Below are 20878 nucleotides of genomic sequence, written 5' to 3'. Positions count from 1 at the left end.
CGGTTGTCGCCGGACCGAAATCACTTTTCCCGACGCCGTCCCGAGGGATACTGTATGGCTCGGTACCGTGGACTCGCGCTTTCGATTTCGGTGATCGTTTCGATTTTCCTGTTCGTCCAACTCGGCGCGCTCGCGCTGGTCGACCCGTTCAAAACGGCGGGACTCCAGGCGGTCGAGGACCCACAGAACCCGGTCAATAGCCTGTTGTACATCGGTGCGGTCCTCGTGATGACCGGCGTGTTGCTCGCCGCGTTCAAGTACGAGGTCCAGTGGGCGATCCGCGGCATGATCGTCGCGACCGGGGCGTACATCGCCTTCATCGTCCTCTCGATGCTGCTTCCGCCCGTCGTTACGCTGCCGATCGGGGACGGCCTCCATGGTGCCGCGTTGCTCGGCGCGCTCGCGCTCGGAATCGCGCTGTACGTCTATCCGGAGTGGTATGTCATCGACGCCACGGGGGCCGTCATGGGTGCGGGGGCGGCCGGCCTGTTCGGCATCACCTTCGGCGTGTTTCCTGCCCTGGTCTTGCTCTCCGTGCTGGCTGTCTACGATGTCATCAGCGTGTACGGCACCGAGCATATGCTGACAATCGCCTCCGGCGTGATGGATTTGAAAGTCCCCGTCGTGCTGGTCGCGCCGATGTCGCTTGGCTATTCCTTTCGGGCGGATTCAGCGGCGGTCGCGGATGGCTCTGAGAGTGGCGACGACGGCTCAACCGACGGGAGCGAGGGAGAGACGACCGACGAGGATGTCGAAGCTGACTCCGATGACATCGAGGACGAAGACGACGATCCACTCGAGGATCGTGAGGCACTGTTCATCGGACTCGGCGACGCGATCATTCCGACGGTGCTGGTCGCCTCCGTCGCCTTTTTCGCGGACGCGTCCGTTCCGACCGTCGATATCGGCGCGTTCTCGATCGCCGTGCCCGCGGCTACCGCCGTGGTCGGGACATTTCTCGGGCTGGCCGTGCTGTTACGGATGGTCCTTGCCGGGCGCGCACACGCCGCCCTCCCGCTTTTGAACGGCGGGGCGATCGCCGGGTATCTTGTCGGTGCGCTCGCTACCGGGATGTCGCTGGTCGAGACGCTCGGGCTCGGGCCGTACTTCTGACTGATAGCCGTGCGGAGTTGATCAACAAGGAGTACTGGAAGCGACCGGAGGAACGGGAAGGCGACAGAGATCACGGGACGACATCGTTCGGTGCGCTATGCGGCCACTCAGTCGGCGAAACGCGATGCCCCCTGCTTGGCCTCTCGCGTTGTCTCGATCGGATTGCGGACGAACAGCCCGTGGACGATGAGGCCAACTGCCACCAGCGAGGCGATCGACATCGCAGCGATGGGGGCAACGCCGATGCTGGTGAGCACTCCCGCGCCGCTGACCAGGACGAGCGGAATGAGTCCGAGGACCAGGTCGTAGTATTCCATCATGGTCTATTATAATATACAAACTGTGGCTACAAAAACATTTCTCATATTCATTCGTATAACCCGTTATAACTCATGTTGATTCCGTTCAACTTATTTCCTATGGTTCAGGAAAATATTTACATAACTTATGTCGGCTATTTCGGTGCTCGAAATAGCCGACGGACTGGTACCGGGCCTGTGAGACTACTTCGAATCGTGGCCGATGAAAGAACCTGAAACAGTCGACACTGTAGTCGGGATGGCGATTCGTCTGTGACCTCAGGTCAGCGTGCCGCCGCCGAGCCAGTAGGCGACGGCCGCCCGCCAGGGGACCAACAGCGCCAGTCCAACCAGTATGGAGATAAGCAGAAAGATCGGCGAGAACGAGCCGTGAAACAGCGACGATGCGCGGAGTACCTGGCCGATCAGTGCTGCGGTGATCCAGGCCGGAATCGTCCAGGAGACCGCCCGTAGAATCGACCGCCGTGCGTCGGTGGTATAGAGGCTTCCCAGCAGTGTCGCGAGCAGCCAGCCGATCAGAAAGGGGAGGAAGGTTCCGACGTGTCTCCCGACGTTCGAGACTGATTCGCCGTGGCCGTATACCGCGCCGATAAGCACGAATGCGGCGATCGCGACCAGGTCACCCGCGGCCAGGATCGCTGTCGTGGCCGACAGGTCGACCCGCTTTCGGAGCATGGAGGTCACAGCACCCATATCCGGGGAGAACGGGGCCGGGGACTTGGGCGTTCCCGTTTCGACCGCCGGGTTCTATGGGCCAGCGACGAACCCATCGACTATTGAATGTCTGTTCGTCCGCCGTGGGGGCGGTGTTTGACTCGCCGCAGGGCGCTTTCGGTTTCCTCGACGACCGAGATCCCTTCCAGTATTTTTGCCCTTGCCGAGTATCACAACGTCGTCCTGGCGAGTTCACTCGCCACTGGCCTGAGCTACGCCCGCGATTCGGCGGCGCTTTGAGGCATTACTTTCCGTCACCCGGCCCCCGTCAGTTGTTATTCGATATGATAATCCGGTACGAGCGTTTATGCCGATGGCGTGACCAACTTTGCCCAGGAGGAAAACGTGGCATCCAAGCCACTGTGACCCACTATGAGCGCACCGCCAACGGACGACATGGCCGACCGGCAACACCGACAGCCGGATGACCGTTACGCCCAGCTGATCCTCAGCGACGAGAAGTTCATCATCTACGACCGGGAGAATTACACAGCCTGGGTACAGTCGTCTGTGACGGTGTCCCCCGAGGACTTTCGCTAACGCGTCGCGTTCTCACTGTCACACTCCGATCCTGTGCCGGTCGGCTCTCGATGGCCAACAGCCCAGCGCTCGAGATCACACGGATGATCGACGGCTGGCGACGGCCTGCTTAGTCCGGCGTTGATCGGGGGTCAATCACTTCTCTCTCCATCTCAAAGCGTCCGGTGTGGAGTACTCTCTACTCGGCTGGCCTTCCGACGGACCGACGCTATCTCTCGATCATGAGCACTTCGCCTATGCCGGGAAGTTCGTCATCCCGCGTACCGGCAAGGCTGTCGCGCGGGAGGACGGTGTCGTCGTCGCGGCGGCGGCGTTCGACGCCGATCGAACCGACGACGACTGTCTCCGCATCCGGTATGTGACTGTTCGCGACGACCGACGTGACGAGGGGATCGGATCGCGATTGCTTCGATTCGTCGTCGATCGGGCCCACGACCGGGGCTACGACGAAGTGAAAGCCGGGGTCAACAACCCGCTCGCCTACGAGGCCTTCTACCGGGCTGGGCTGGCTTACACCGGCGAAACCACCGGCCTTGCCGAACTCGTCTGTAGCACTGCCTCGACTCGAACGCGCGAGCGCTACCAGGCCGGTCTTGGGGCGTTTCGCGAGCGCGATCTGACTGATTCTCTGCGCTCATTCCTCGATGCTTGCGAGGATTGCGATCCGCCGCCGGTCGTCGATAGCCCGGCCGAGTCCTGACGGTGGGATCGTTACCAGTTGGACCGGGCTGAGGCGGGAGATTCAAACCCGTCTGGGATGTACTCGCCGACAATGGGAAACGCTGATCTCCGGGACATCGCCGTCATCGAGGACGTTAGCTTCGACGAACTCGACGGCTCGGTCGTTGCTGTCGACGCGCACAACTGGCTGTATCGCTACCTCACGACGACGGTCAAGTGGACGAACGATGAGGTATATACCACTGACGACGGCACGGAGGTGGCAAACCTGGTCGGCGTCGTCCAGGGTCTGCCGAAGTTCTTCGAGGCCGACGTCACGCCCGTGTTCGTCTTTGACGGTGCGGTTACCGACCTCAAAGACGACGAAGTAAAGCGCCGACGCGAACAGCGCGAGCAATACGAGGACGAACTGGCGCAAGCCCGCAAGGAGGACGACCCCGTCAAGGTTGCTCGCCTCGAATCCCGTACCCAGCGCCTGACTGACGTCATCGTAGAGACCACCCGGGAACTCCTCGCGCTGCTCGACGTCCCGGTCGTTGACGCCCCGGCGGAGGGCGAGGGCCAGGCTGCCTACATGGCCAGAAAGGGTGACGTCGGATACGTCGGTACCGAGGACTATGATGCCTTGCTCTTTGGCGCGCCGTACACGCTCCGGCAACTCACCAGTTCGGGCGACCCCGAACTGATGGACTTCGAGGCGACGCTTGACGAACACGGCCTCTCCTGGGAGCAACTCGTTGACGTCGCCCTGCTCTGTGGGACGGATTTCAACGAGGGCGTCCGTGGGTACGGCCCCAAAACGGCGGTGAAAGCCGTCCGCGAGTACGGCGATCTCTGGGGCGTCAGCGAGAACGAGGATGTCTACGTCGAGAATGCCGATCGGATCCGCGAGCTGTTTCTCGACCCGGCGGTCACTGACGAGTATTCCATCGAGACGGCGATCGAACCCGATCTGGCAGCCGCCCGTGAGTTCGTCACTGACCAATGGGAGGTCGACGCCGACGAAGTTGCCCGCGGGTTCGAACGGATCGAATCCTCCGTGGTCCAGACCGGGCTCGAAGACTGGACGTAGGCTTCGGCGTCGACAGCCGGACCGGCATCACAGCGACACGGTGATCGAATGCCACCCGGCCGAGCCGCTGGGGTGGGGCGGCGCTCTCTTGCTGGTCTGGCGGTTCCCAGCACCGTCTGTCGCCCGCACGATCACGTCGAGTGGTCCCGTGTCCGGCCGCTCGACCACCAGTTGCCACCGTCGCCTGGCGTGTGGTGAAATAGGGTCTTCGAGAGCCGCCTCGTTCCAGGTCTGGCCGCCGTCGAGACTCACCTCCACCCGTTCGACCCCACGCGTGCCGGCGTAGGCGATGCCGCCGACCGCGATTCGCTCGTTGCGTCGCTGGATCGCGCGGACGTACGATAGCGTGTTGACGACCGCCTCCTCGTCCCACCCACGCTGATCCCAGTATGCGGTGTGGTCGCTGTCCGCGAGTTCGATCTCCGTGATCCACTTCGTCGACTTCATCCCATATCGGCCCGGGACGAGCAACCGCGCCGGAAAGCCGTGTTCGGCCGGCAGCGTCTTGCCGTCCATGCCGATCGCCAGGATGATGTCGTCACGATCACGCACGACCGACCACGGGATCGCCTCGGAGTAGCCGTCTCTGGCGTGTGTGACGACGTCGACCGCGTCGTCAGTGATGCCCGCGTCCGCAAGTAGCATCCGGACCGGAATTCCAATCCAATCGGTGGTCCCGATCAGGTCTCCGCCAACCGTATTCGAAATACAGAGTGTCGTGACCGTCATCTCCCGCCGGTCGGGATGATCCAGCAGCGTCTCGTAGGCGATGTCCTTCTCGCTATCGACGGCCCCCCTGATTGACAGCGACCACCCCTCGGCCGCGACGTTCGGTGCGGTAATGTTCTTATCGACCACGAAGTGCTCCTCGGCCGTGTGTCTCCGTGGTGGCATCCCCTCGAAATCGAACGTGAAGTCCCGCTCGTCGTTCGCAACCGACACGACGACACCGTCGGTCGATCGCTGGCGTTCGATGGTTTCCTCACCGGTCGCCTGTCTTGGAGTCGGCGTGGTCGTCCCGACTTCCGTTTTCTCCGCGGCGTCGAATGGCTCACCCGGCTGTGGACCGTCTGCAGCCGGTGGCTGCCCCAGTATCCGGGCGATCGCGCCGCCCGCGACCAACGCGCCGACCCCGCCGCCGATCCGGCCCAGCGCCTGTCGTCGCCCGATCGGCTCGTGCACTCCAGCGTATATCCACCAGACGATACCCGGGCCCGTGAGCGCGATGACCGTGGCAAGCAGCCATCGGAACGAGACGCCGCCCGCTGCCAAATAGAAGCCGACAGCGGTCCCGATCACCACGCCGGTCGTGGTGAGCCACAGGACCTGGCTCCGTCGTGCTCGCCGAAGCGTCACTCGGTCGCCGATCGCGCCGAGTGTGCCCGCGGTGATGACGAGTCCGGTTGCGACACCAGCGACGAGTACTGTCCGGGCAGCCACTCCGAAGGTTTCGATCGCCCACGTCGCGAGCCAGCCCGGGGCCGTCTCGATGATCGCCTGGGCGGCGACGAGCAGCGGGTCCGAGCCAACAAGCGGCCGTGCCACCAGTGTCGCTACCACCCATGCGGTGGCTCCGGCAGTCCACGCGAACTCGCCTGTCGTGTCCCGTGCCATACGTTGGCACTATGCTAGGTGACCGAATACCTTGGGTAACCGGCGATATCGTCGGCTGATAGGGCCTCTCAACGGGGAGAGTTCAGCACTGTCAAAACGAGTTCCGCCCGCGAATCGGATCCGAGACTGCGCTGTCGTCCTACAGGTCGCTCTCGAAGTCGGCGAGCGAGTAGGCCGGTTCCGCACCGCGGCGGTCGAGCGTCTCGTTGGCGAGCAGCCAGTAGACGACGCTCAGTGCCTTTCGACCCTTGTTGTTGGTCGGGACGACCAGATCGACGTTCCCGGTCGTGTTGTTGGAGTCACACATCGCGATGACCGGGATGCCGACCGTGATGGCCTCCTTGACGGCCTGGGCGTCGCCGATCGGGTCGGTCACGACCACGACATCCGGCTCGATGTAGCCGTCGTAATCCGGGTTGGTGAGCGTCCCCGGGATGAACCGGCCGGTCCGGGCGCGAGCGCCGACGGCGTCGGCGAACTTCTCGGCCGGGAAGCGGCCGTACTGCCGGGAGGAGGCGACCAGGATCTGCTCGGGCTCGTAGTTGGCCAGGAAATCCGCGGCGGTGCGGATGCGCTGGTCGGTCATGCTCACGTCGAGCACGTACAGCCCGTCAGTCCGGACGCGGTGGATGAACCGGTCCATGTCGCTGGTCTTCTGCTGGGTCCCGATGTGGGCGCCGGCCGAGAGGTAATCGTCGACCGGAATCAGCAGGTCCGCCTCCGACTGCTCATCCGGCATGACGTTCTCGTCGAGCTGGGCCGGACTCTCTTCGGCCGCATCGTCCGTGCCAGCGTCGTCCTGTTCCCCAACCTCGTCGTCGCCCGACGGCTCTTCGCCGTCCGCCTCGGGCGCGCTTTCCTCGGCCACCGCGCCGGCCTCACCGGCGGGTTCCGAGGCGGCCTCGGTCTCGTCTGCTTCGATGTCAGCGTCGTCGTCGCTCATGCGTTCTCTTCGATCCTGATGAGTTCGTTCAGCTTGGCCGTCCGCTCGCCGGCCACCGTCCCCGTCTTGATGTAGGGGGCGGCCGCGCCGACGGCCAGATGGGCAATCGTCGTATCCTCGGTCTCACCCGAGCGGTGGGAGACGACCGACTCGATGCCGTTCTTCGAGCCGAGTTCGATCGCGTCGACCGCGTCGGTCAGCGTGCCGATCTGGTTGGGCTTGATGAGGATGGAGTTCGACGAGCCCAGGTCGATCCCTTCCTGGAGGCGCTCGACGTTGGTCACGTAGAGGTCGTCGCCACAGATGAGCGTCTGATCGCCGACGCGTTCGGTCAGTTCGGCGAAGGCCTCGAAGTCGTTCTCGTCGAGGGGATCCTCGACGTACGCGAGGTCGTACTCCTCGACCATCTCGACGACGTAGTCGATCTGCTCTTGGGTCGAGCGGTTGGGTTCGCCCTCGTAGACGTACTCCTCGCCGTCGTACATCTCGGCGGCGGCCATGTCCAGCCCGAAGCTGATCTCGAAGCCGCGCTCGTCGCTGATGCGGTCGGTCGCCTCGGCGACGACCTCGAAGGCCTCGTCGTCACCGATCGGCGGGGCCCACGCGCCCTCGTCGCCCTTGTTGACGGGCACGCCGCGCTCCTCGAGGATCGAACTGATCTCGGCGTGGACCTCGGCGTTGGCGAAGATGGCCTCCGTCACGCTCGGCGCGCCGACGGGTGCCGAGAGGAACTCCTGGATGTTGGTCGCCTCTTCGGCGTGCTCGCCGCCGCCGACGACGTTGCCCAGCGGGGTCGGGAACTGATCGCCGCGGAAGGTGCCGCCGAGGTGCTGATACAGCGGGGCACCCAGGACGTCAGCGCCAGCTTTCGCGGCGGCCATCGAAATGGCGACCGCGGAGTTGGCACCGATTTCCGAGAAGTTGTCGGTCCCGTCGGCGGCGTGCAGTGCCGCGTCGACGGAGCGCTGGTCGCCGGCGTAGACCTCGCCCTCGAGTCGCGGGACGGCCAGGTCGCGGGCGTTCGCGATCGCCTCGCTCGGCGGGAGTTCGATCGCTTCGTGTTCGCCCGTGCTCGCGCCACTCGGTGCGGCGGCACGGCCGAACCCACCACTCTCGGTGGTGACGTCGGCTTCGACAGTCGGGTTTCCTCGTGAGTCCAGTACGCGTCGGAGTGTTACGTTCGTGATTAGCGTCATCGTTAGTTACCTCGATTGACCGTAAACGGCAGGACACCAGCGTCGTACTCCTCGGCCGCGATGAGGATCGGCTGGGTCTGATCGGTGTCGATCAGTACCGGTGCTCCGTATGCCACCTGCAGCGCTCTGGCACCGAGAATCCGGGCCTTTTCGTAGCGGTTGTATTGTTCGTTCGGCATTATTGGTAGGGGGAAACGACATCGACCAGGTCCTCGTGGGAGACGAGCATCCGGCGACAGCAGTGTCGGTCGACGCCGAGTTCGTCGAGCACTGCCTCGGGATTCTCCTCGCCCTCGCGGGCCCGTTCTTTGAATTCCTCCCACTCGCTGCCGATCACAGTGCCACAGGTGAAACATCGGACCGGTATCATCATAACGTGTGATCACCTCAGCGGTAAGATTTTTGGTATCGGGCGCGGGCACCCGGACCGCCCCACTTCTTGGGCTCGCTCTGGCGCACGTCGTTGACCAAAAGCGAGCGATCGAACGCCATGTAGGCGTCCCGGAGTTCCGCGTCGTTGGTATGCTGGACGAGTCCACGGGCGATGGCCGTCCGGGCGGCGTCTGCCTGCCCCATGACGCCGCCACCCTCGACGGAAATTTCGATATCGACGTTCTCGCGGAGTTCGTCCTCCGCGATGCGGAACGGTTCGAGCATCTTGAGCTTCGCCAGTTCCGGGTCGACGAGTTCGACCGGGCGGGAATCGATCCGAATCCGCCCGTCGCCGTCCGACACTGTCGCGCGGGCGACTGCCGTCTTCTTCTTGCCTGACGTGTTCGTTACCATGTTACGTTCGCTCCGAGGTCTTCTGCCAGTTCGCCCAGCTGGACGAACTTGATGTTCGACAGCCGATCCAGTGACGTGCCCTCGAGGACCTCCGTCTCGACTGGGTCGCCGTTTCTGTCCTGGCTCCCCTCGTAGGGGTTGCCCAGGTACACACGGACGTTCTCGAAGGCCTCGCGACCGCGGGGCTTCTTGTAGGGAAGCATCCCGCGAATAGACCGCTTGAAGATGCCGTCCGGGCGCGTGGGATAGGCTGGCCCACGGTCGGAGGTAAGATCGGTCCGGGTCTTGTACGTCTCGTAGACATCCTCGTCGCTGCCGGTGATGACCGCTCGCTCGGCGTTGACGACGGCGACCGTCTCACCGTCGAGTGCGCGCTCGGCCACCTGGCTCGCGACGCGACCCATGATACAATCGCGGGCATCGACGACGACGTCCGCGTCGATGGTTGCGATACTCATCGGATCACCCGTACGTTCGAACCGTCCGGATTGTCTTCGAGTGCCTGTTCGACTCTCAGTGTCTCGCCGACCTGGTCGATCTTCCGCTCGGCCGTCGACGAAAAGTCGACGGCGGCGACGGTAACGTCCTTCTGCAGGACGCCGCTGCCGAGAACCTTCCCGGGAACGACCACGGTTTCGTCCTCCTGGGCGTATCGCTCGATGCGACCCAGGTTGACCTCCGCGTGGGTCCGTCGGGGTTTCTCTAAGCGCTCGGCGACGTCGCTCCAGACGTCACCGCCGCCGTCGCGGGCGACCGACTTCAAGTCGGCAATGAGACTACGCAGTCTCGGATTTGTTTTACTCATGACGTCCCTCCTGAAAAGTGCAGGGAGCAGGATTTGAACCTGCGGACCCCTACGGGACAGCGCCCTGAACGCTGCGCCGTTGGCCAAACTTGGCTATCCCTGCGAACATGATTCGATTCTGTCTGGCCCGTAAAACCCCTTTCGGTCGAACCGATGGACGCCGCGCTCGCACCACGAAGGGCAGGCGACGTCGGTGTGGGGATTCGGGGCCTGGTCATCGTTATAGCTGGATGGTTTCGGTCAGTTCCTCGGCTCGCCGCCGCAACGTGCCGACGCCCTCCTTTACCAGCGTGTCCACGTCGAATGAACCGTCGGTCTCGACGTGGAAGACGAAGGCATCGGTCACGTCTTCGATCTCGACCTGCGTGTCGGGGTATCGGTTCGTCAGATCGTGATCGAACTCCTCCGTCGGGATCAGGTCGCCGTCGTCCTCGATGACGCCGCGGACGATCTCCGCGTCGTCGTCGGCGAACTCCTCGCGCTCTCCCTGTGGTTCGACGCGCTGGAGGTGCCGGTAGGAGACGGCCACGCCGCCCTGGTGTTTGGCGTGTTCCCGTCCCGTATCGAGGACCGCATCGGCTTCGAGTTCCAGTCGCTGATCGTCCTTGAGTTCGATGATCGGGACGTCGGGTTCGGCTGGTCCAACCATCTCGTCGTTGGCCACCAGGTCGCCCGAATAGGCCGTATCCGGGCCTTCGACGTCCAGCGCCAGCGTGACTTCGTCACCGATCTCGAACTCGCCCACCGGCGTCGTCAGCGGCACCAGCCCGAGTCGGAGCCCGATCTGCTCGTCGAACATCACGCTGGAGTTCTCGATGACGCGGACGGTGTCGATGCTGAAGGTCGGCACGTCAGCGATCATCGCCCGGCGGACGCCGTTCGCGAACGCAGGTGTCACTCCCCGGACGAGAAACCGGGCCTCAGTGTCCCCGCGCTCGATGAACGTGACGTCGTATTCGGCCATGTTAGAATCCGCTGGATTTTGGGCTGCGGGTGCCGTCGTGTGGGATCGGAGTGACGTCCTCGATACGACCGATTTCGAGGCCGGCTCGCGCCAGCGCCCGGATGGTCGCCTGCGCGCCCGGTCCGGGATTCTGCTGCTGATTCCCACCGGGGCCACGCACGCGGACGTGAACGCCTTCGACGCCCTGCTGGATGACGTCCTCGGCGACGGTCTCGGCCATCTGCATCGCGGCGTACGGCGAGGCCTCGTCCCGGTTCTGCTTGACGACCGTTCCGCCGGAACTCTTTGCGAGAGTCTCGGCACCGGTCTGGTCGGTGATCGTGATGACCGTGTTGTTGAACGATGCGTGCACGTGGGCGATGCCCCACTTGGATTGCTCTCCGGACATGGATTATCGTTCCTCCGCGCGCTCGGGATGAAGTTCGTCGGCGAGCGGGCTGTTCTCGTCGAACTCGATGGCCCCCTCTTCCTCGACGGCGATCGTCTTCGAGGGGATCGAGACACGCTCACCGTCGACGGTGATGTGGCCGTGGGTGATGAACTGGCGAGCCTGCTCGGCCGTGTTTGCCAGTCCTTTCCGGTAGGCAACCGTCTGGAGACGGCGCTCCAGAACGTCGGTCACATCCAGCGAAAGGATGTCGTCAAGTGCGTCCCCCTCGTCGAGGATGCCATAGCGCTTGAGTCGTGCGATGAACTCCTCGCTTTCCTCTGCTGTGCCACCGCCACCCAGCAGCTTCCGGGCCTCACGCCGGTAGGAACGAAGCTCGGATTGTGCGCGCCAGAGCTCCTCCTTGTTCTTGAGGCCGTACTGGCCGATGAGGCTCTGCTCGTCGGCGATCCGTTCGCCCTGGAAGGGGTGGTTGGGCGTCTCGTAGAACTTGGTGTTTGAACCGAGTGCCATTATTCCTCATCCTCCTCGGCGGCCGCTTCCTCGGCCTGCTCCTCTTTGATCGCCTCGACGTTGACCCCGATGGTCCCCTCGGTCCGGCCGGTGGATTTGGTCCGCTGGCCGCGGACCTTCTGGCCGCGCTTGTGACGGACGCCCTTGTAGGCGTTGATCATCTTCATGCGGTTGATGTCCTGCCGGCGGGTGAGATTCAGGTCCGTCCCGATCTCGTGGGTCGTCTCGCCGTCGAAGAAGTCGTTGCGGTGGTTCGCGAGCCACTCGGGCACGTCGTCGGCAAAGCCTTCGACACGGTCGACGATCGCTTCGATCTGATCGTCTTCGAGTCGGCCGAAGGTCTCGCGTCGGTCGATGCCGACGTCGTTGGCGATGATGCGGGCCGCGCGTTGGCCGATACCGTTCATGTCTGTCAGGGCACGTTCAACGGACTTCGTGCCGTCAAGGTCCGTCTGTCCGATGCGGACGAAATAGCGGAGGTCCTCGTCGTCCTCCACTTCGGCCGCGTCTGGGTCTTCTGCGCTCATATGTGGTGATCTCGTGAAACGTCGTGGCGGGGATTCGAACCCCGGAGGCTTTACGCCACATGGTTAGCAACCATGCGCCTTGGGCCGCTTGGCTACCACGACTCGCGGTCACGTACTCGCGCCCTCTCGGACTCGGGGCCAATGCCCCTACACGATGCGTACTCTTCCGTACCTGTCGTCGGTATATAAACGCAACGAAAGGGTCGTCAGCGTGATGTGAACGCGTATCACAGCACTTATGCTCATTCTGACTCCAAGATTGCTTATATGAGTGATTGGTCCGCCGACGAATCGGACGGTGGGTGGTCCGACGACAGGCCCGAAACGGAGCGGGGAACCCACGAGACCGACGTGGAGTGGGCAGCCGACGAATCCGAGACGGAACCGGAACAGCAACGGCTCCCCGGCCGTCACCTCCTACCGACGCTCCGGTGGGCAGTGCGTATCCTCCGTGAGTCGCCATTCTTGGTTGTGGTCGCGCTCGTCGCCAGCAGCGTGGAGCTGTTCGTGCTACAGAGCTCGCTGGAGCTGTTCGTCGTAGGTGGTGACCTGCTTCGATGGGGTGTGTTGTTTCTGGACATTGCATTGGTGGCGGCCCTTGCTGCAGTCGTGGCCGAGGATGCGCTCGAGGATCGCCACCGGACCGTCGTCGCACAGTTCGGCGCCTTCCTGGGTTCGCTCCCGGCCCTCTTCGTCACGATCACTATATTCGCTGTTCCGCTGTACTTCGGTGTGTTCCTCCCGAGCTCGTTCTTTCCGATCGTCGGTCTCGTCGTTGGGGTGATCCTCGGTGGCTATCTGCTGGCGTTGTTCCCGGTCGTCGTCCCCGCCGTCGTTCTCGATCGATCGGTCAGACAGGGACGAACGGCGTTCGCTGAGGACAGATTTTCTGCAGTCGGACTCCTTTCCCTGCTCTTTCTCGGACACGCGCCACTCGGATTGCTCCCGCCGGCGCTTGCCGAGCCGGTCCTTGCGATGGTTCTCGCCGTATGGGCTGGGGTGGTGACCGCTGTCGTAACCCTCGCGTATACCCGGATATACGTCATCCATTGCCCCAAGAAGCAGCGTCAATCCGGCAGCCAGGGAGGAGGCATACCGCGGGAAATGGAGGGTCGTCACGGCATGTGGCAACAACAAAGTGACGGAGCGTGATTTTGTCAGCCCCTGTCCTCGCCTCGAGCGGAACGACTTTCGGCCAGGGCTGTGATCGCTGTCTCGATGCAAACCGTTCTCGTTACCGGCGCTGCCGCCGGGATCGGCCGGGCGACAGCCCGCCGGTTCGCGAACAGCGGCTGGCGAGTCTACGCCGCCGACGTCGACACCGACGGGCTCGAAGGGCTCGAGGGCTGTGAGACCGCCACCCTGGACGTGACCGACGGTGCAGCCGTCGACCGACTGTTCGATCGGATCAGCGCCGATGTCGGCGGCCTCGATTGTGTGGTCGCCAACGCTGGCTACTGCCAGCCGGGGCCGCTCGAGGACCTGCCGGCGGAGCGCCTCGATCGGCAGTTCGACGTCAACGTCCACGGGACACTCCGGACCATTACCACTGGACTGCCGTTGCTACGGGAGCGAGACGGGACGGCCGTCGTCGTTTCGAGCACGCACGGCCGCGTGGTCACGCCCGGCATGGGCGCGTACGCGGGATCAAAACATGCAATAGAGGGAATGGTCGACGCCCTCCGGATCGAAGTCGCCGATGGGCCCGTCGACGTGACGCTGGTCGAACCTGCCTGGGTGGACACCGGCTTCAGTGTCGAGTCAGATCATCTCCTGTCCGGCTTCGAGCGGTCAGACCGGTATGCGGACATCTACGACGCCGTCGAGGGGGACGCGTTGCTCGGCGGTGGTCCGCTGGCGGTCTCACCCGAACGCGTGGCGTCAATCATCCAGGACGCCGCGACTGCGGATGATCCGGCTGCCCGGTATCCCGTCGGCCTGCCGGCCAGGCTGGTGCTGGCGACGCGCTGGCTCCCGCGGCCCGTTCAGGACCTGGGCCAACGAGTGACGATCCGAGCGCTCGCGGCGCTCGAACGCGTTCGGGAGGCGATCGACGAATGACCGACTCGATCACCGTCTCGACTGGCCACACCTTCGAACTCCCGGTCTCCCTCTCGGCGACGATCGCAGGGGCCGTCTTCCCTGCCGACCGGGCGGCCGTCGAACAACGGCTCCCCGCCGGGACAGCGCCCGTTGGGATACGGGCTGACAGTGCCGCGATGACCGTCCTCGTCGTCCGGTACGACCGGGTGGGCGAGGAGACCATTCCGCCCTATGACGAGGTTGGCGTCCTCTTTCCCGCAGTCGAGGCGGGAACGCGAACGATACCGCTGGCTTCCCTACTCCGGCGAGCGGTCAGCGGCTACGTCGAGACGCTCCCGGTGACGACGGAACCCGCCCGGGCCTTCGGCGTCGACATCTGGGGCTACCCAAAGCTCGTCGCGGATATCGACGTGACCGACGAGGGAAAGACACGGACCGCGACTGTCAGAGCCGACGGGGAGCCGCTGCTTTCAACTTCGATCCAGCGGCCGCCGACGCTGCCTGCCCGACTCACCGGGTACAATTTCACGCTGAAAGACGACCGATTGCTCCGGGAGCCGACGAAATTACGGGGTCGCGTGGGTGCCTGGCCGGCCACTTCGCGAGCGTCGGTCTCGTTCGGCGAGCATCCGATCGGTCGGCGACTGAGCGCGATCGACGTGGGCGATCGAGCCATCTTCAGACTGGCGGCCGACTGTACGTTCACGATCGGTGTCGGTGAGCCTGTCACGGACTGAACGGAGTGCGGACTGGTCTCCGCTCGCGTCATATTCACGCGTCCGGGCAGGGTCACAAGTCTTTTCGCTCGTTCGGAGCCTACGGCGGGTATGGACGAAGCCGAGCTGCGGGAACTGCTGGCATCGGTCGAGGACCCGGATCTCGACGGCGACATCGTCTCGTTGGGCCTGGTCAACGACATCGAATTGCGGAATGGGAGCGCACACATCGACCTTGCGCTGGGTGCGCCGTTCTCGCCGACTGAGACGACCATCGCCGATCGCGTCCGTGAGGTGATCGGTGACGCCGCACCGGATCTGGCCGTGGAGCTTTCGGCGACGATCGACCGTGGCACCGAGGGCGACATCCTGCCGGGCGTCAAGAACGTCATCGCCGTCGCGAGCGGGAAGGGCGGCGTCGGGAAGAGTACGACCTCGGTCAACCTCGCCGCGGGACTCGCCGATCGCGGTGCTCGTGTCGGGGTGTTCGACGCCGACATCTACGGACCGAACGTCCCCCGGATGCTCGACGCACACGAACGCCCCGAAGCCACGGACGACGACAAGATCATCCCGCCGGAGAAACACGGGATGAAGCTCATGAGCATGGACTTCCTGCTCGGCGAGGACGACCCCGTGATCTGGCGTGGGCCGATGGTCCACCAGACGCTGACTCAGCTGTTCGAGGATGTCCAGTGGGGCGAACTCGACTACCTCGTCGTCGACCTCCCGCCGGGCACCGGCGACACCCAGCTCACACTCCTCCAGACTGTCCCGGTCACGGGCGCGGTGATCGTCACGACGCCCCAGGGTGTCGCGCTGGACGACGCCAAGAAGGGCCTGGAGATGTTCGGCAAGCACGACACGCCCGTCCTGGGCATCGTCGAAAACATGAGCTCGTTCAAATGCCCCGATTGTGGCAGCGAACACGCCATCTTCGGCGAGGGCGGCGGTCGGGAGTTCGCCGAGCAGGTCCAGATGCCGTTCCTGGGCGAGATCCCGCTCGATCCGGAGATCCGCGAACGCGGCGACGAGGGCCGACCCGCGGTGCTGGCTGATGACCTCGACGTGAGCGATGCCTTCCGGAACTTCGTCGCCAACACGGCGAACAACCAGGGAATCGTCCACCGGAATCGAGTTGCAGAGCAGGGCGAGTGACAACGGGTTTTGCCGTTCTGTTAGGCGTCCGGGACTGACTCCTCCACTGATCTCGAGAGTGATTCGAATGACTACGACCACGTTGGAGTGCCAACATGGTGTATCAACAAGACTTTTGCCAGATGGTGAGCAAAGACATGTATGAGCAACCGAGAACGATCGGACACGGGGGAGTTCGTCGAGACCGTCTCACAGTCTCGCGTATTGGACGTCTTTCGCTCCGTGAACGGACCGGCTGTCACCTCTACAGACGTGGCCGAGCACCTGGACTGCTCCACCGAGACGGCGCGGCGGAAACTCAGAGAACTCCACCGGGACGGCGTCGTCGATCGTCGGAAGAGCGGACGGACTGTCGTGTGGTGGATTGTAGATGATCGCGTGGAACCCGAACCCGTCGATCCAGACGACCCGCTCTTTGCCGACAGGCCGTCGTTCGCGTCGGGACGCGAGGATCTCTCCGAGAATGTGGACGACGTGTTGTACCGTAACGAGGCATGACCCAGGTCACTCGGTCGACACCGCTGTTCGTGGATACGAACGCACTCGTTGCGGTATTCAATGAGGACGATACACATCACGACGCGGCCACTGAGTTACTGGATGGGATCGGGACAGGCGAATACGCCTACGGGCCGCTGTACACGAGTCGATACGTTCTCTCGGAGACGGCGACGACGTTGCTGTACGGTGTCGGCCACGCCGAAGCGGTCGAAGCACTGGCGACTGTCAGGGAAACGCCATCGATCAATCTGATCAATGTCGATGCCCACCGTTTCGACGTGACGGTCCAGCAGTTCGAACAGTACGACGACCAATCGATCTCCTTCATCGATCACATGAACGCGACACTTGCCGATGAGCACGATATCTCTCACATCTTCGCGTTCGACGACGACTTCGCGACGCTCGGTTTGACTCGCGTCCCGGTCGATACTGGCGAAGTCTGACGTGCATGCGTCGGTCGGAGCGCTCTATCGAGGTGAACAGACAACAGTGACGGCTGACAAGCACGCTTCGAGCGGGAAACGAATCGTTTTAGGGACGGACTCCGGACGAACGCGTATGGACACGGACGAGCGAGTCGACCTGGCGACCCGCAACACCGCCGAGGTCGTCACCGAGGACGAGTTACGCGAGCTGTTCGAGGACCGCGAGGGGCCGTCGGTCTACATCGGCTACGCCCCGACCGGCGAGATGCACATCGGCCACTTCACGACGATCCGGAAACTCGCCGACTTCCTGCACGCCGGGATGGACGTGACGGTGCTGATCGCCGACCTGCACGCCCACCTCGACGACGCAAAGAGCCCCTTCGACCTGCTGGAGGCCCGCACTGCCTATTACCAGGAAACAATCGAAGCGATGGTCGAGGCCGCCGGGGCCGATCCCGAGCAGATCACCTTCGTGCGCGGGCGCGAGTTCGAACTCGATTCGGAGTACACACTGGAACTCCTGCGGATGACCGCCGAGACGACGATCGCCCGCGCCCAGCGGGCCGCGAGCGAGGTCGTCCGGGAATCGGACTCGCCGAACCTGGGTGGATTGGTCTATCCCCTGATGCAGACCCTGGACGTCGACGCCCTGGACGCCGACGTGGCCTACGGCGGGATCGACCAGCGTGGGATCTACATGCTCTCCCGCGAGATCCTGCCCGAACACGGCGGCGAGGCCCCGACCTGCGTCTTCGCGCCGCTACTCTCCGGCCTGACGGGCGGGAAGATGAGCGCTTCCGAGGAGTCCTCGAAGGTCGCGCTCACGGACGATCCCGACACCGTCGTCGAGAAGATCGGCGACGCCTACTGCCCGATGGGCGAGGTCGAAGGTAACGGCGTTCTGGAGTACGTTCGCTATCTCGTGTTCCCGATTCTCGATGAGCGCGAGGAGGCCTTCGTCGTCGAGCGCCCCGAAGAATACGGCGGGAACCTCACCTACGACTCCTACGCCCAACTGGAAGACGACTTCGTCAGCGAGGAACTCCACCCCCAGGATCTCAAGAACGCCGCCGGCGAGTACATCGGAGACATTGTCGATCCGATCCGCGAGCGTCTCGAATCCCAGCCGGAGCTACTGGCCGAGGCATACCCAGAGAAGTACGATTGATCGAGGATCGAAATGGATCGCTCCCGCGCGGACGTGCGAGACACGTACGACCACATCGGCACGCACTTCTCGAAGACCCGGGTGAACCCGTGGCCGGAAGTCGAGGCGTTCGTCGCCGACGCCGCCGACGCGGACCTGGGTCTCGACGTCGGCTGTGGCAACGGCCGCCACGTCGAGATCCTGAAGCAGCGCGCCGATCGAGTCGTGGGTGTGGACGTGAGTCGATCGCTGCTCGATGCTGCGACCGAGCGCGTCCCGGATGGTCGCTTCCTGCTTGGTGATGCGTCGAACCTCCCGATCACGAACGATCGCGTCGATCTGGCTCTCTACATCGCGACGCTGCACCACCTGCCATCCCGGGAAGCGCGGATCGAAAGCTTAGACGAACTCGCGCGGGTGCTCGATCCCGACGGGGAAGCGTTCGTCAGCGCCTGGAGCATCACCCACGACAATTTCGACGCACCGCCAGATGCCGAGATGGGCTTCGATACGACTGTCGAGTGGACGCTGCCCGGTGGCGAGACCGTCCCGCGATTCTATCATATCTACGCGCCTGCAGAGTTCCAGGCGGATGTCGAAGCGAGTCAGCTTTCGCTCGATGCGTTCGAGCTCTCGAATGGGAACTGCTATGGGACCGTCAGTCCGGCGTCACGCTGAAAGGAAACACCCTTAACGAGGGCTGGATAACGTCCGGATGCGAACGCGGGTTCGACACGGGCCGAAGTGTGCCCGTCCCGTTGCAGTCGAGCGCCGGTGTCTTGCCGAACGAAGTGAGGCAAGGCTCGGCAGACGAGCAAAACGAGTCTGCCGGTGGTGAGCAAATCCGGAGGATTTGCGATCCTCGGCGCGCGAGGAGCGAAGTGACGAGCGCGCCGGTGTTGAGACGGACGGAGTCCGTCGATGCTCGGCGCGAGTGAACGCAGTGAACGAGCGCCGGTGGTCTAGTGGTATGACAAGAGCCTTCCAAGCTCTCGACCCGGGTTCAATTCCCGGCCGGCGCATTTTGCGGCGAGCAAACCGCGAGCCGCAAATGCGTTTTGCGGGAATTGAGCCCTGCCAGTCGCAGCGCGAACGAAGTGAGCGACCGTCTGGCTCTGGTTCAATTCCCGGCCGGCGCATCTCTCGGCCCGAACAATTCGTGAGGGCCGTGTATGCGGTACGAGGGAATTGAATCACGGCAGACGCGCTCAGCGGAGCGAGCACGTCTGGCATCGGGTTCAATTTCCGAACGACGCTCGCGTCGTTCGGCGTTCGCGGATTCGGAGAATCCGCTCACTCCCGGCCGGCGTCCTGGTGAACGAGCGTAAGCGAGTGAACCAGGGCTCGAAAGACGAATGAAGTGAGTCTTTCGGCGCATCTCATTCCTCCTTTCAGTCGTCATTCGATGCGCCGGGAGCACAGCTCCCGAGTCCCGCCTCGTGTGCTCGGCGGGACGCCGCCCGTAGATCGCAAACGCTTCGCGTTTGCTCACTCCCGATAGACTCACTTCGCTCGTCTATCGACGTTTCCCTCACTCCGTTCGGGAAACTCCCGGCCGGCGTCTTGTCGAACGAAGTGAGGCGAGGCTCGAAAGACGGGCGAAGTGAGGGATTTCACCGCCGGAGCCGTCGAAGACGGCGGAGGCGGTCTTTTTCACCCATGTTTTTCAAGGAGAGGGTTGCGGGCCCATGGGCCCGCAACTGAATGCCGTGGCGACGAAGTCGCCACGCGGTGCCCGTAGCGAACGCAGTGAGCGAGGACACCCGACGACGAAAAAGATGGCTTCCCTGGGCGTAGGCCATTGCTACGCGTTGTCCCCGAGATCGGGGGCGTCCGCTACCCATTCATCGTCACCGTAGGCGTCGTCGCCGTACGTTTCCTGAATACTCTGGAGACTAACGGCGGAGGCAACTTCCGAAGCTGCCACGTCGTCGGCGACCGCCCAGTATGAGTCGATCTTCCGGACGAGTCCACGTTCTCGCATCCGCGAAAGTGTCTTGTGGACGCTTGCGTGTGGGACGTCCGTGAGTTCCGAGAGTTCCTTCGGAGTGAATCCCATGTCCGGATGATCGAGAAGGGCGGCCAGGAGTGCCTGTGCGTTCGTCCCCGGCTTGACCCGTGGTGTCTCTGTATCGTCGTCCGGATCGAGCTGAATCGGCATGTGATGTCCGTCACTGTCAGCGTATGTCCGCAATCGTGATAAACATACTCCTCACGCGGCCGACTGTGGGCTCGGCTACGGGTCTGCGGAGTAGAGGCTGCTCGTCACGTTTCATCCGAGAAGAAGCCGCGACTGGTCACCGGCGAAACGCGGTAGAACCGAGGATCAATTACGCGACGTTGAAGCCCTTATCACGGAGGAAATCCTCGACGCGGCCGGTGTGATTGCCCTGGAGCTCGATCTGGCCGTCCTCGACAGTCCCCCCACACGCAAACTTCGATTTGAGGTCCGAAGACAGACTGTCCATGTCGACGTCTTTCGGATCGAACCCTTCGATGATCGTTACCTCTTTCCCGTAACGGCGCTCGTCGATGCGGATGTTGATTTCCTGGGATTCTTTGGCGACGTCTTCACAGACGCAGAGCTCCTCAGGCAACCCGCACGTCGAGCAGACTTCCGACATTACAATCTGCTGTTGGGAATCTTGGTACAAAACACTGTCGGGATTTACCCCACAGATCACCGCAAAACTCCGATTGACCGGA

The 20878-nt window shown here is 63.4% G+C and carries 29 protein-coding genes and 3 tRNA genes; 14 read left to right on the top strand and 18 right to left on the bottom strand.

What is annotated here, in order from left to right:
* Positions 1 to 54: 54 nt before the first annotated feature.
* On the top strand, positions 55 to 1113 hold the full coding sequence (locus HBNXHr_RS10240) for a presenilin family intramembrane aspartyl protease PSH (RefSeq protein WP_275882041.1): 1059 nt from the start codon (positions 55 to 57) through the stop codon (positions 1111 to 1113).
* Positions 1114 to 1220: 107 nt separating this feature from the next.
* On the opposite strand, the gene HBNXHr_RS10235 is transcribed toward HBNXHr_RS10240, so the two are convergent.
* Together HBNXHr_RS10235 and HBNXHr_RS10230 are read right to left on the bottom strand one after the other, a co-directional pair.
* Positions 1221 to 1433, bottom strand: a complete 213-nt coding sequence (locus tag HBNXHr_RS10235) for a hypothetical protein (RefSeq protein ID WP_275882040.1) — start codon at positions 1431 to 1433, stop codon at positions 1221 to 1223.
* 258 nt (positions 1434 to 1691) lie between these two features.
* Positions 1692 to 2126 carry a DUF3054 domain-containing protein gene (locus HBNXHr_RS10230; protein ID WP_275737121.1) on the bottom strand — a complete coding sequence of 145 codons (435 nt, stop codon included), beginning with the start codon at positions 2124 to 2126 and terminating at the stop codon, positions 1692 to 1694.
* Positions 2127 to 2243: 117 nt separating this feature from the next.
* Here HBNXHr_RS10230 and HBNXHr_RS10225 point away from each other — a divergent pair, with 117 nt between their 5' ends.
* The 4 genes from HBNXHr_RS10225 (at position 2244) to fen (ending at position 4440) form a co-directional block, all read left to right on the top strand.
* Positions 2244 to 2387, top strand: a complete 144-nt coding sequence (locus HBNXHr_RS10225; RefSeq protein ID WP_275882039.1) for a hypothetical protein — start codon at positions 2244 to 2246, stop codon at positions 2385 to 2387.
* A gap of 132 nt (positions 2388 to 2519) precedes the next feature.
* Complete coding sequence (locus tag HBNXHr_RS10220) at positions 2520 to 2687, top strand: hypothetical protein (RefSeq protein ID WP_275737119.1); 168 nt, start codon at positions 2520 to 2522, stop codon at positions 2685 to 2687.
* Positions 2688 to 2853: 166 nt separating this feature from the next.
* Complete coding sequence (locus HBNXHr_RS10215; RefSeq protein ID WP_275737118.1) at positions 2854 to 3387, top strand: GNAT family N-acetyltransferase; 534 nt, start codon at positions 2854 to 2856, stop codon at positions 3385 to 3387.
* A gap of 72 nt (positions 3388 to 3459) precedes the next feature.
* Entirely contained in the window at positions 3460 to 4440 is a 981-nt protein-coding gene (gene fen, locus HBNXHr_RS10210; protein WP_275882038.1) for a flap endonuclease-1, read from the top strand.
* A gap of 27 nt (positions 4441 to 4467) precedes the next feature.
* On the opposite strand, the gene HBNXHr_RS10205 is transcribed toward fen, so the two are convergent.
* From HBNXHr_RS10205 to HBNXHr_RS10140, 14 genes are all read right to left on the bottom strand, one after another.
* Positions 4468 to 6054 carry a molybdopterin-dependent oxidoreductase gene (locus tag HBNXHr_RS10205; protein WP_275882037.1) on the bottom strand — a complete coding sequence of 529 codons (1587 nt, stop codon included), beginning with the start codon at positions 6052 to 6054 and terminating at the stop codon, positions 4468 to 4470.
* 139 nt (positions 6055 to 6193) lie between these two features.
* Complete coding sequence (gene rpsB, locus HBNXHr_RS10200; protein ID WP_275737115.1) at positions 6194 to 6997, bottom strand: 30S ribosomal protein S2; 804 nt, start codon at positions 6995 to 6997, stop codon at positions 6194 to 6196.
* Positions 6994 to 8193: a phosphopyruvate hydratase gene (gene eno, locus HBNXHr_RS10195; protein WP_275737114.1), complete on the bottom strand. Its 1200-nt coding sequence runs from the start codon at positions 8191 to 8193 to the stop codon at positions 6994 to 6996. The genes rpsB and eno overlap by 4 nt, the downstream gene beginning before the upstream one ends.
* Positions 8194 to 8195: 2 nt before the next feature.
* Positions 8196 to 8372, bottom strand: a complete 177-nt coding sequence (locus tag HBNXHr_RS10190) for a DNA-directed RNA polymerase subunit K (RefSeq protein ID WP_008523732.1) — start codon at positions 8370 to 8372, stop codon at positions 8196 to 8198.
* Complete coding sequence (locus HBNXHr_RS10185) at positions 8372 to 8566, bottom strand: DNA-directed RNA polymerase subunit N (protein WP_275882036.1); 195 nt, start codon at positions 8564 to 8566, stop codon at positions 8372 to 8374. The genes HBNXHr_RS10190 and HBNXHr_RS10185 overlap by 1 nt, the downstream gene beginning before the upstream one ends.
* Positions 8567 to 8580: 14 nt before the next feature.
* On the bottom strand, positions 8581 to 8979 hold the full coding sequence (locus HBNXHr_RS10180; RefSeq protein WP_275882035.1) for a 30S ribosomal protein S9: 399 nt from the start codon (positions 8977 to 8979) through the stop codon (positions 8581 to 8583).
* On the bottom strand, positions 8973 to 9437 hold the full coding sequence (locus tag HBNXHr_RS10175; RefSeq protein WP_275737111.1) for a 50S ribosomal protein L13: 465 nt from the start codon (positions 9435 to 9437) through the stop codon (positions 8973 to 8975). The genes HBNXHr_RS10180 and HBNXHr_RS10175 overlap by 7 nt, the downstream gene beginning before the upstream one ends.
* Positions 9434 to 9784: a 50S ribosomal protein L18e gene (locus HBNXHr_RS10170; protein ID WP_015790249.1), complete on the bottom strand. Its 351-nt coding sequence runs from the start codon at positions 9782 to 9784 to the stop codon at positions 9434 to 9436. Before HBNXHr_RS10170 ends, HBNXHr_RS10175 begins: the two co-directional genes overlap by 4 nt.
* 18 nt (positions 9785 to 9802) lie before the next feature.
* Positions 9803 to 9887: transfer RNA gene (locus HBNXHr_RS10165), tRNA-Leu, on the bottom strand.
* 117 nt (positions 9888 to 10004) lie between these two features.
* Positions 10005 to 10748 carry a DNA-directed RNA polymerase subunit D gene (locus HBNXHr_RS10160; protein ID WP_275882034.1) on the bottom strand — a complete coding sequence of 248 codons (744 nt, stop codon included), beginning with the start codon at positions 10746 to 10748 and terminating at the stop codon, positions 10005 to 10007.
* Position 10749: 1 nt separating this feature from the next.
* Positions 10750 to 11136, bottom strand: a complete 387-nt coding sequence (locus HBNXHr_RS10155; protein WP_275737108.1) for a 30S ribosomal protein S11 — start codon at positions 11134 to 11136, stop codon at positions 10750 to 10752.
* Between the two features lie 3 nt (positions 11137 to 11139).
* Positions 11140 to 11649 carry a 30S ribosomal protein S4 gene (locus HBNXHr_RS10150; RefSeq protein WP_275737107.1) on the bottom strand — a complete coding sequence of 170 codons (510 nt, stop codon included), beginning with the start codon at positions 11647 to 11649 and terminating at the stop codon, positions 11140 to 11142.
* A complete protein-coding gene (locus HBNXHr_RS10145; protein WP_275737106.1) occupies positions 11649 to 12176 on the bottom strand; it encodes a 30S ribosomal protein S13 in 528 nt (175 codons plus the stop codon). The genes HBNXHr_RS10150 and HBNXHr_RS10145 overlap by 1 nt, the downstream gene beginning before the upstream one ends.
* 19 nt (positions 12177 to 12195) lie before the next feature.
* Positions 12196 to 12278, bottom strand: a tRNA-Ser gene (locus HBNXHr_RS10140).
* Positions 12279 to 12392: 114 nt separating this feature from the next.
* Here HBNXHr_RS10140 and HBNXHr_RS10135 point away from each other — a divergent pair.
* The 9 genes from HBNXHr_RS10135 (at position 12393) to HBNXHr_RS10095 (ending at position 19194) form a co-directional block, all read left to right on the top strand.
* Positions 12393 to 13328: a hypothetical protein gene (locus tag HBNXHr_RS10135; RefSeq protein ID WP_275882033.1), complete on the top strand. Its 936-nt coding sequence runs from the start codon at positions 12393 to 12395 to the stop codon at positions 13326 to 13328.
* A 66-nt stretch (positions 13329 to 13394) separates the two neighbouring features.
* Positions 13395 to 14237, top strand: a complete 843-nt coding sequence (locus HBNXHr_RS10130; RefSeq protein ID WP_275882032.1) for an SDR family NAD(P)-dependent oxidoreductase — start codon at positions 13395 to 13397, stop codon at positions 14235 to 14237.
* Positions 14234 to 14956 (top strand): acetoacetate decarboxylase family protein, encoded by a 723-nt coding sequence (locus HBNXHr_RS10125; protein WP_275882031.1) that lies wholly within the window; start codon positions 14234 to 14236, stop codon positions 14954 to 14956. Before HBNXHr_RS10130 ends, HBNXHr_RS10125 begins: the two co-directional genes overlap by 4 nt.
* A 90-nt stretch (positions 14957 to 15046) precedes the next feature.
* Complete coding sequence (locus tag HBNXHr_RS10120; protein WP_275882030.1) at positions 15047 to 16093, top strand: Mrp/NBP35 family ATP-binding protein; 1047 nt, start codon at positions 15047 to 15049, stop codon at positions 16091 to 16093.
* Between the two features lie 141 nt (positions 16094 to 16234).
* Positions 16235 to 16591 (top strand): DeoR family transcriptional regulator, encoded by a 357-nt coding sequence (locus HBNXHr_RS10115; RefSeq protein WP_275882029.1) that lies wholly within the window; start codon positions 16235 to 16237, stop codon positions 16589 to 16591.
* A complete protein-coding gene (locus HBNXHr_RS10110; protein WP_275882028.1) occupies positions 16588 to 17040 on the top strand; it encodes a PIN domain-containing protein in 453 nt (150 codons plus the stop codon). The genes HBNXHr_RS10115 and HBNXHr_RS10110 overlap by 4 nt, the downstream gene beginning before the upstream one ends.
* A 115-nt stretch (positions 17041 to 17155) precedes the next feature.
* Positions 17156 to 18193 (top strand): tyrosine--tRNA ligase, encoded by a 1038-nt coding sequence (locus tag HBNXHr_RS10105; RefSeq protein WP_275882027.1) that lies wholly within the window; start codon positions 17156 to 17158, stop codon positions 18191 to 18193.
* Between the two features lie 12 nt (positions 18194 to 18205).
* The gene (locus tag HBNXHr_RS10100) at positions 18206 to 18850 is read left to right on the top strand and encodes a class I SAM-dependent methyltransferase (RefSeq protein ID WP_275882026.1); all 645 of its coding nucleotides are present in this window, start codon (positions 18206 to 18208) and stop codon (positions 18848 to 18850) included.
* A 273-nt stretch (positions 18851 to 19123) separates the two neighbouring features.
* Positions 19124 to 19194: transfer RNA gene (locus tag HBNXHr_RS10095), tRNA-Gly, on the top strand.
* 782 nt (positions 19195 to 19976) lie between these two features.
* Here the strand turns inward: HBNXHr_RS10095 and HBNXHr_RS10090 are convergent.
* Positions 19977 to 20333, bottom strand: a complete 357-nt coding sequence (locus tag HBNXHr_RS10090) for a helix-turn-helix domain-containing protein (protein WP_275737099.1) — start codon at positions 20331 to 20333, stop codon at positions 19977 to 19979.
* A 169-nt stretch (positions 20334 to 20502) separates the two neighbouring features.
* A complete protein-coding gene (yciH, locus tag HBNXHr_RS10085) occupies positions 20503 to 20796 on the bottom strand; it encodes a stress response translation initiation inhibitor YciH (RefSeq protein WP_004516073.1) in 294 nt (97 codons plus the stop codon).
* Between the last annotated feature and the right edge of the window lie 82 nt (positions 20797 to 20878).

This window comes from Halorhabdus sp. BNX81, assembly GCF_029229925.1.
Classification (GTDB): Archaea; Halobacteriota; Halobacteria; order Halobacteriales; family Haloarculaceae; genus Halorhabdus.
This window is presented reverse-complemented; position numbering and strand designations above follow the sequence as displayed.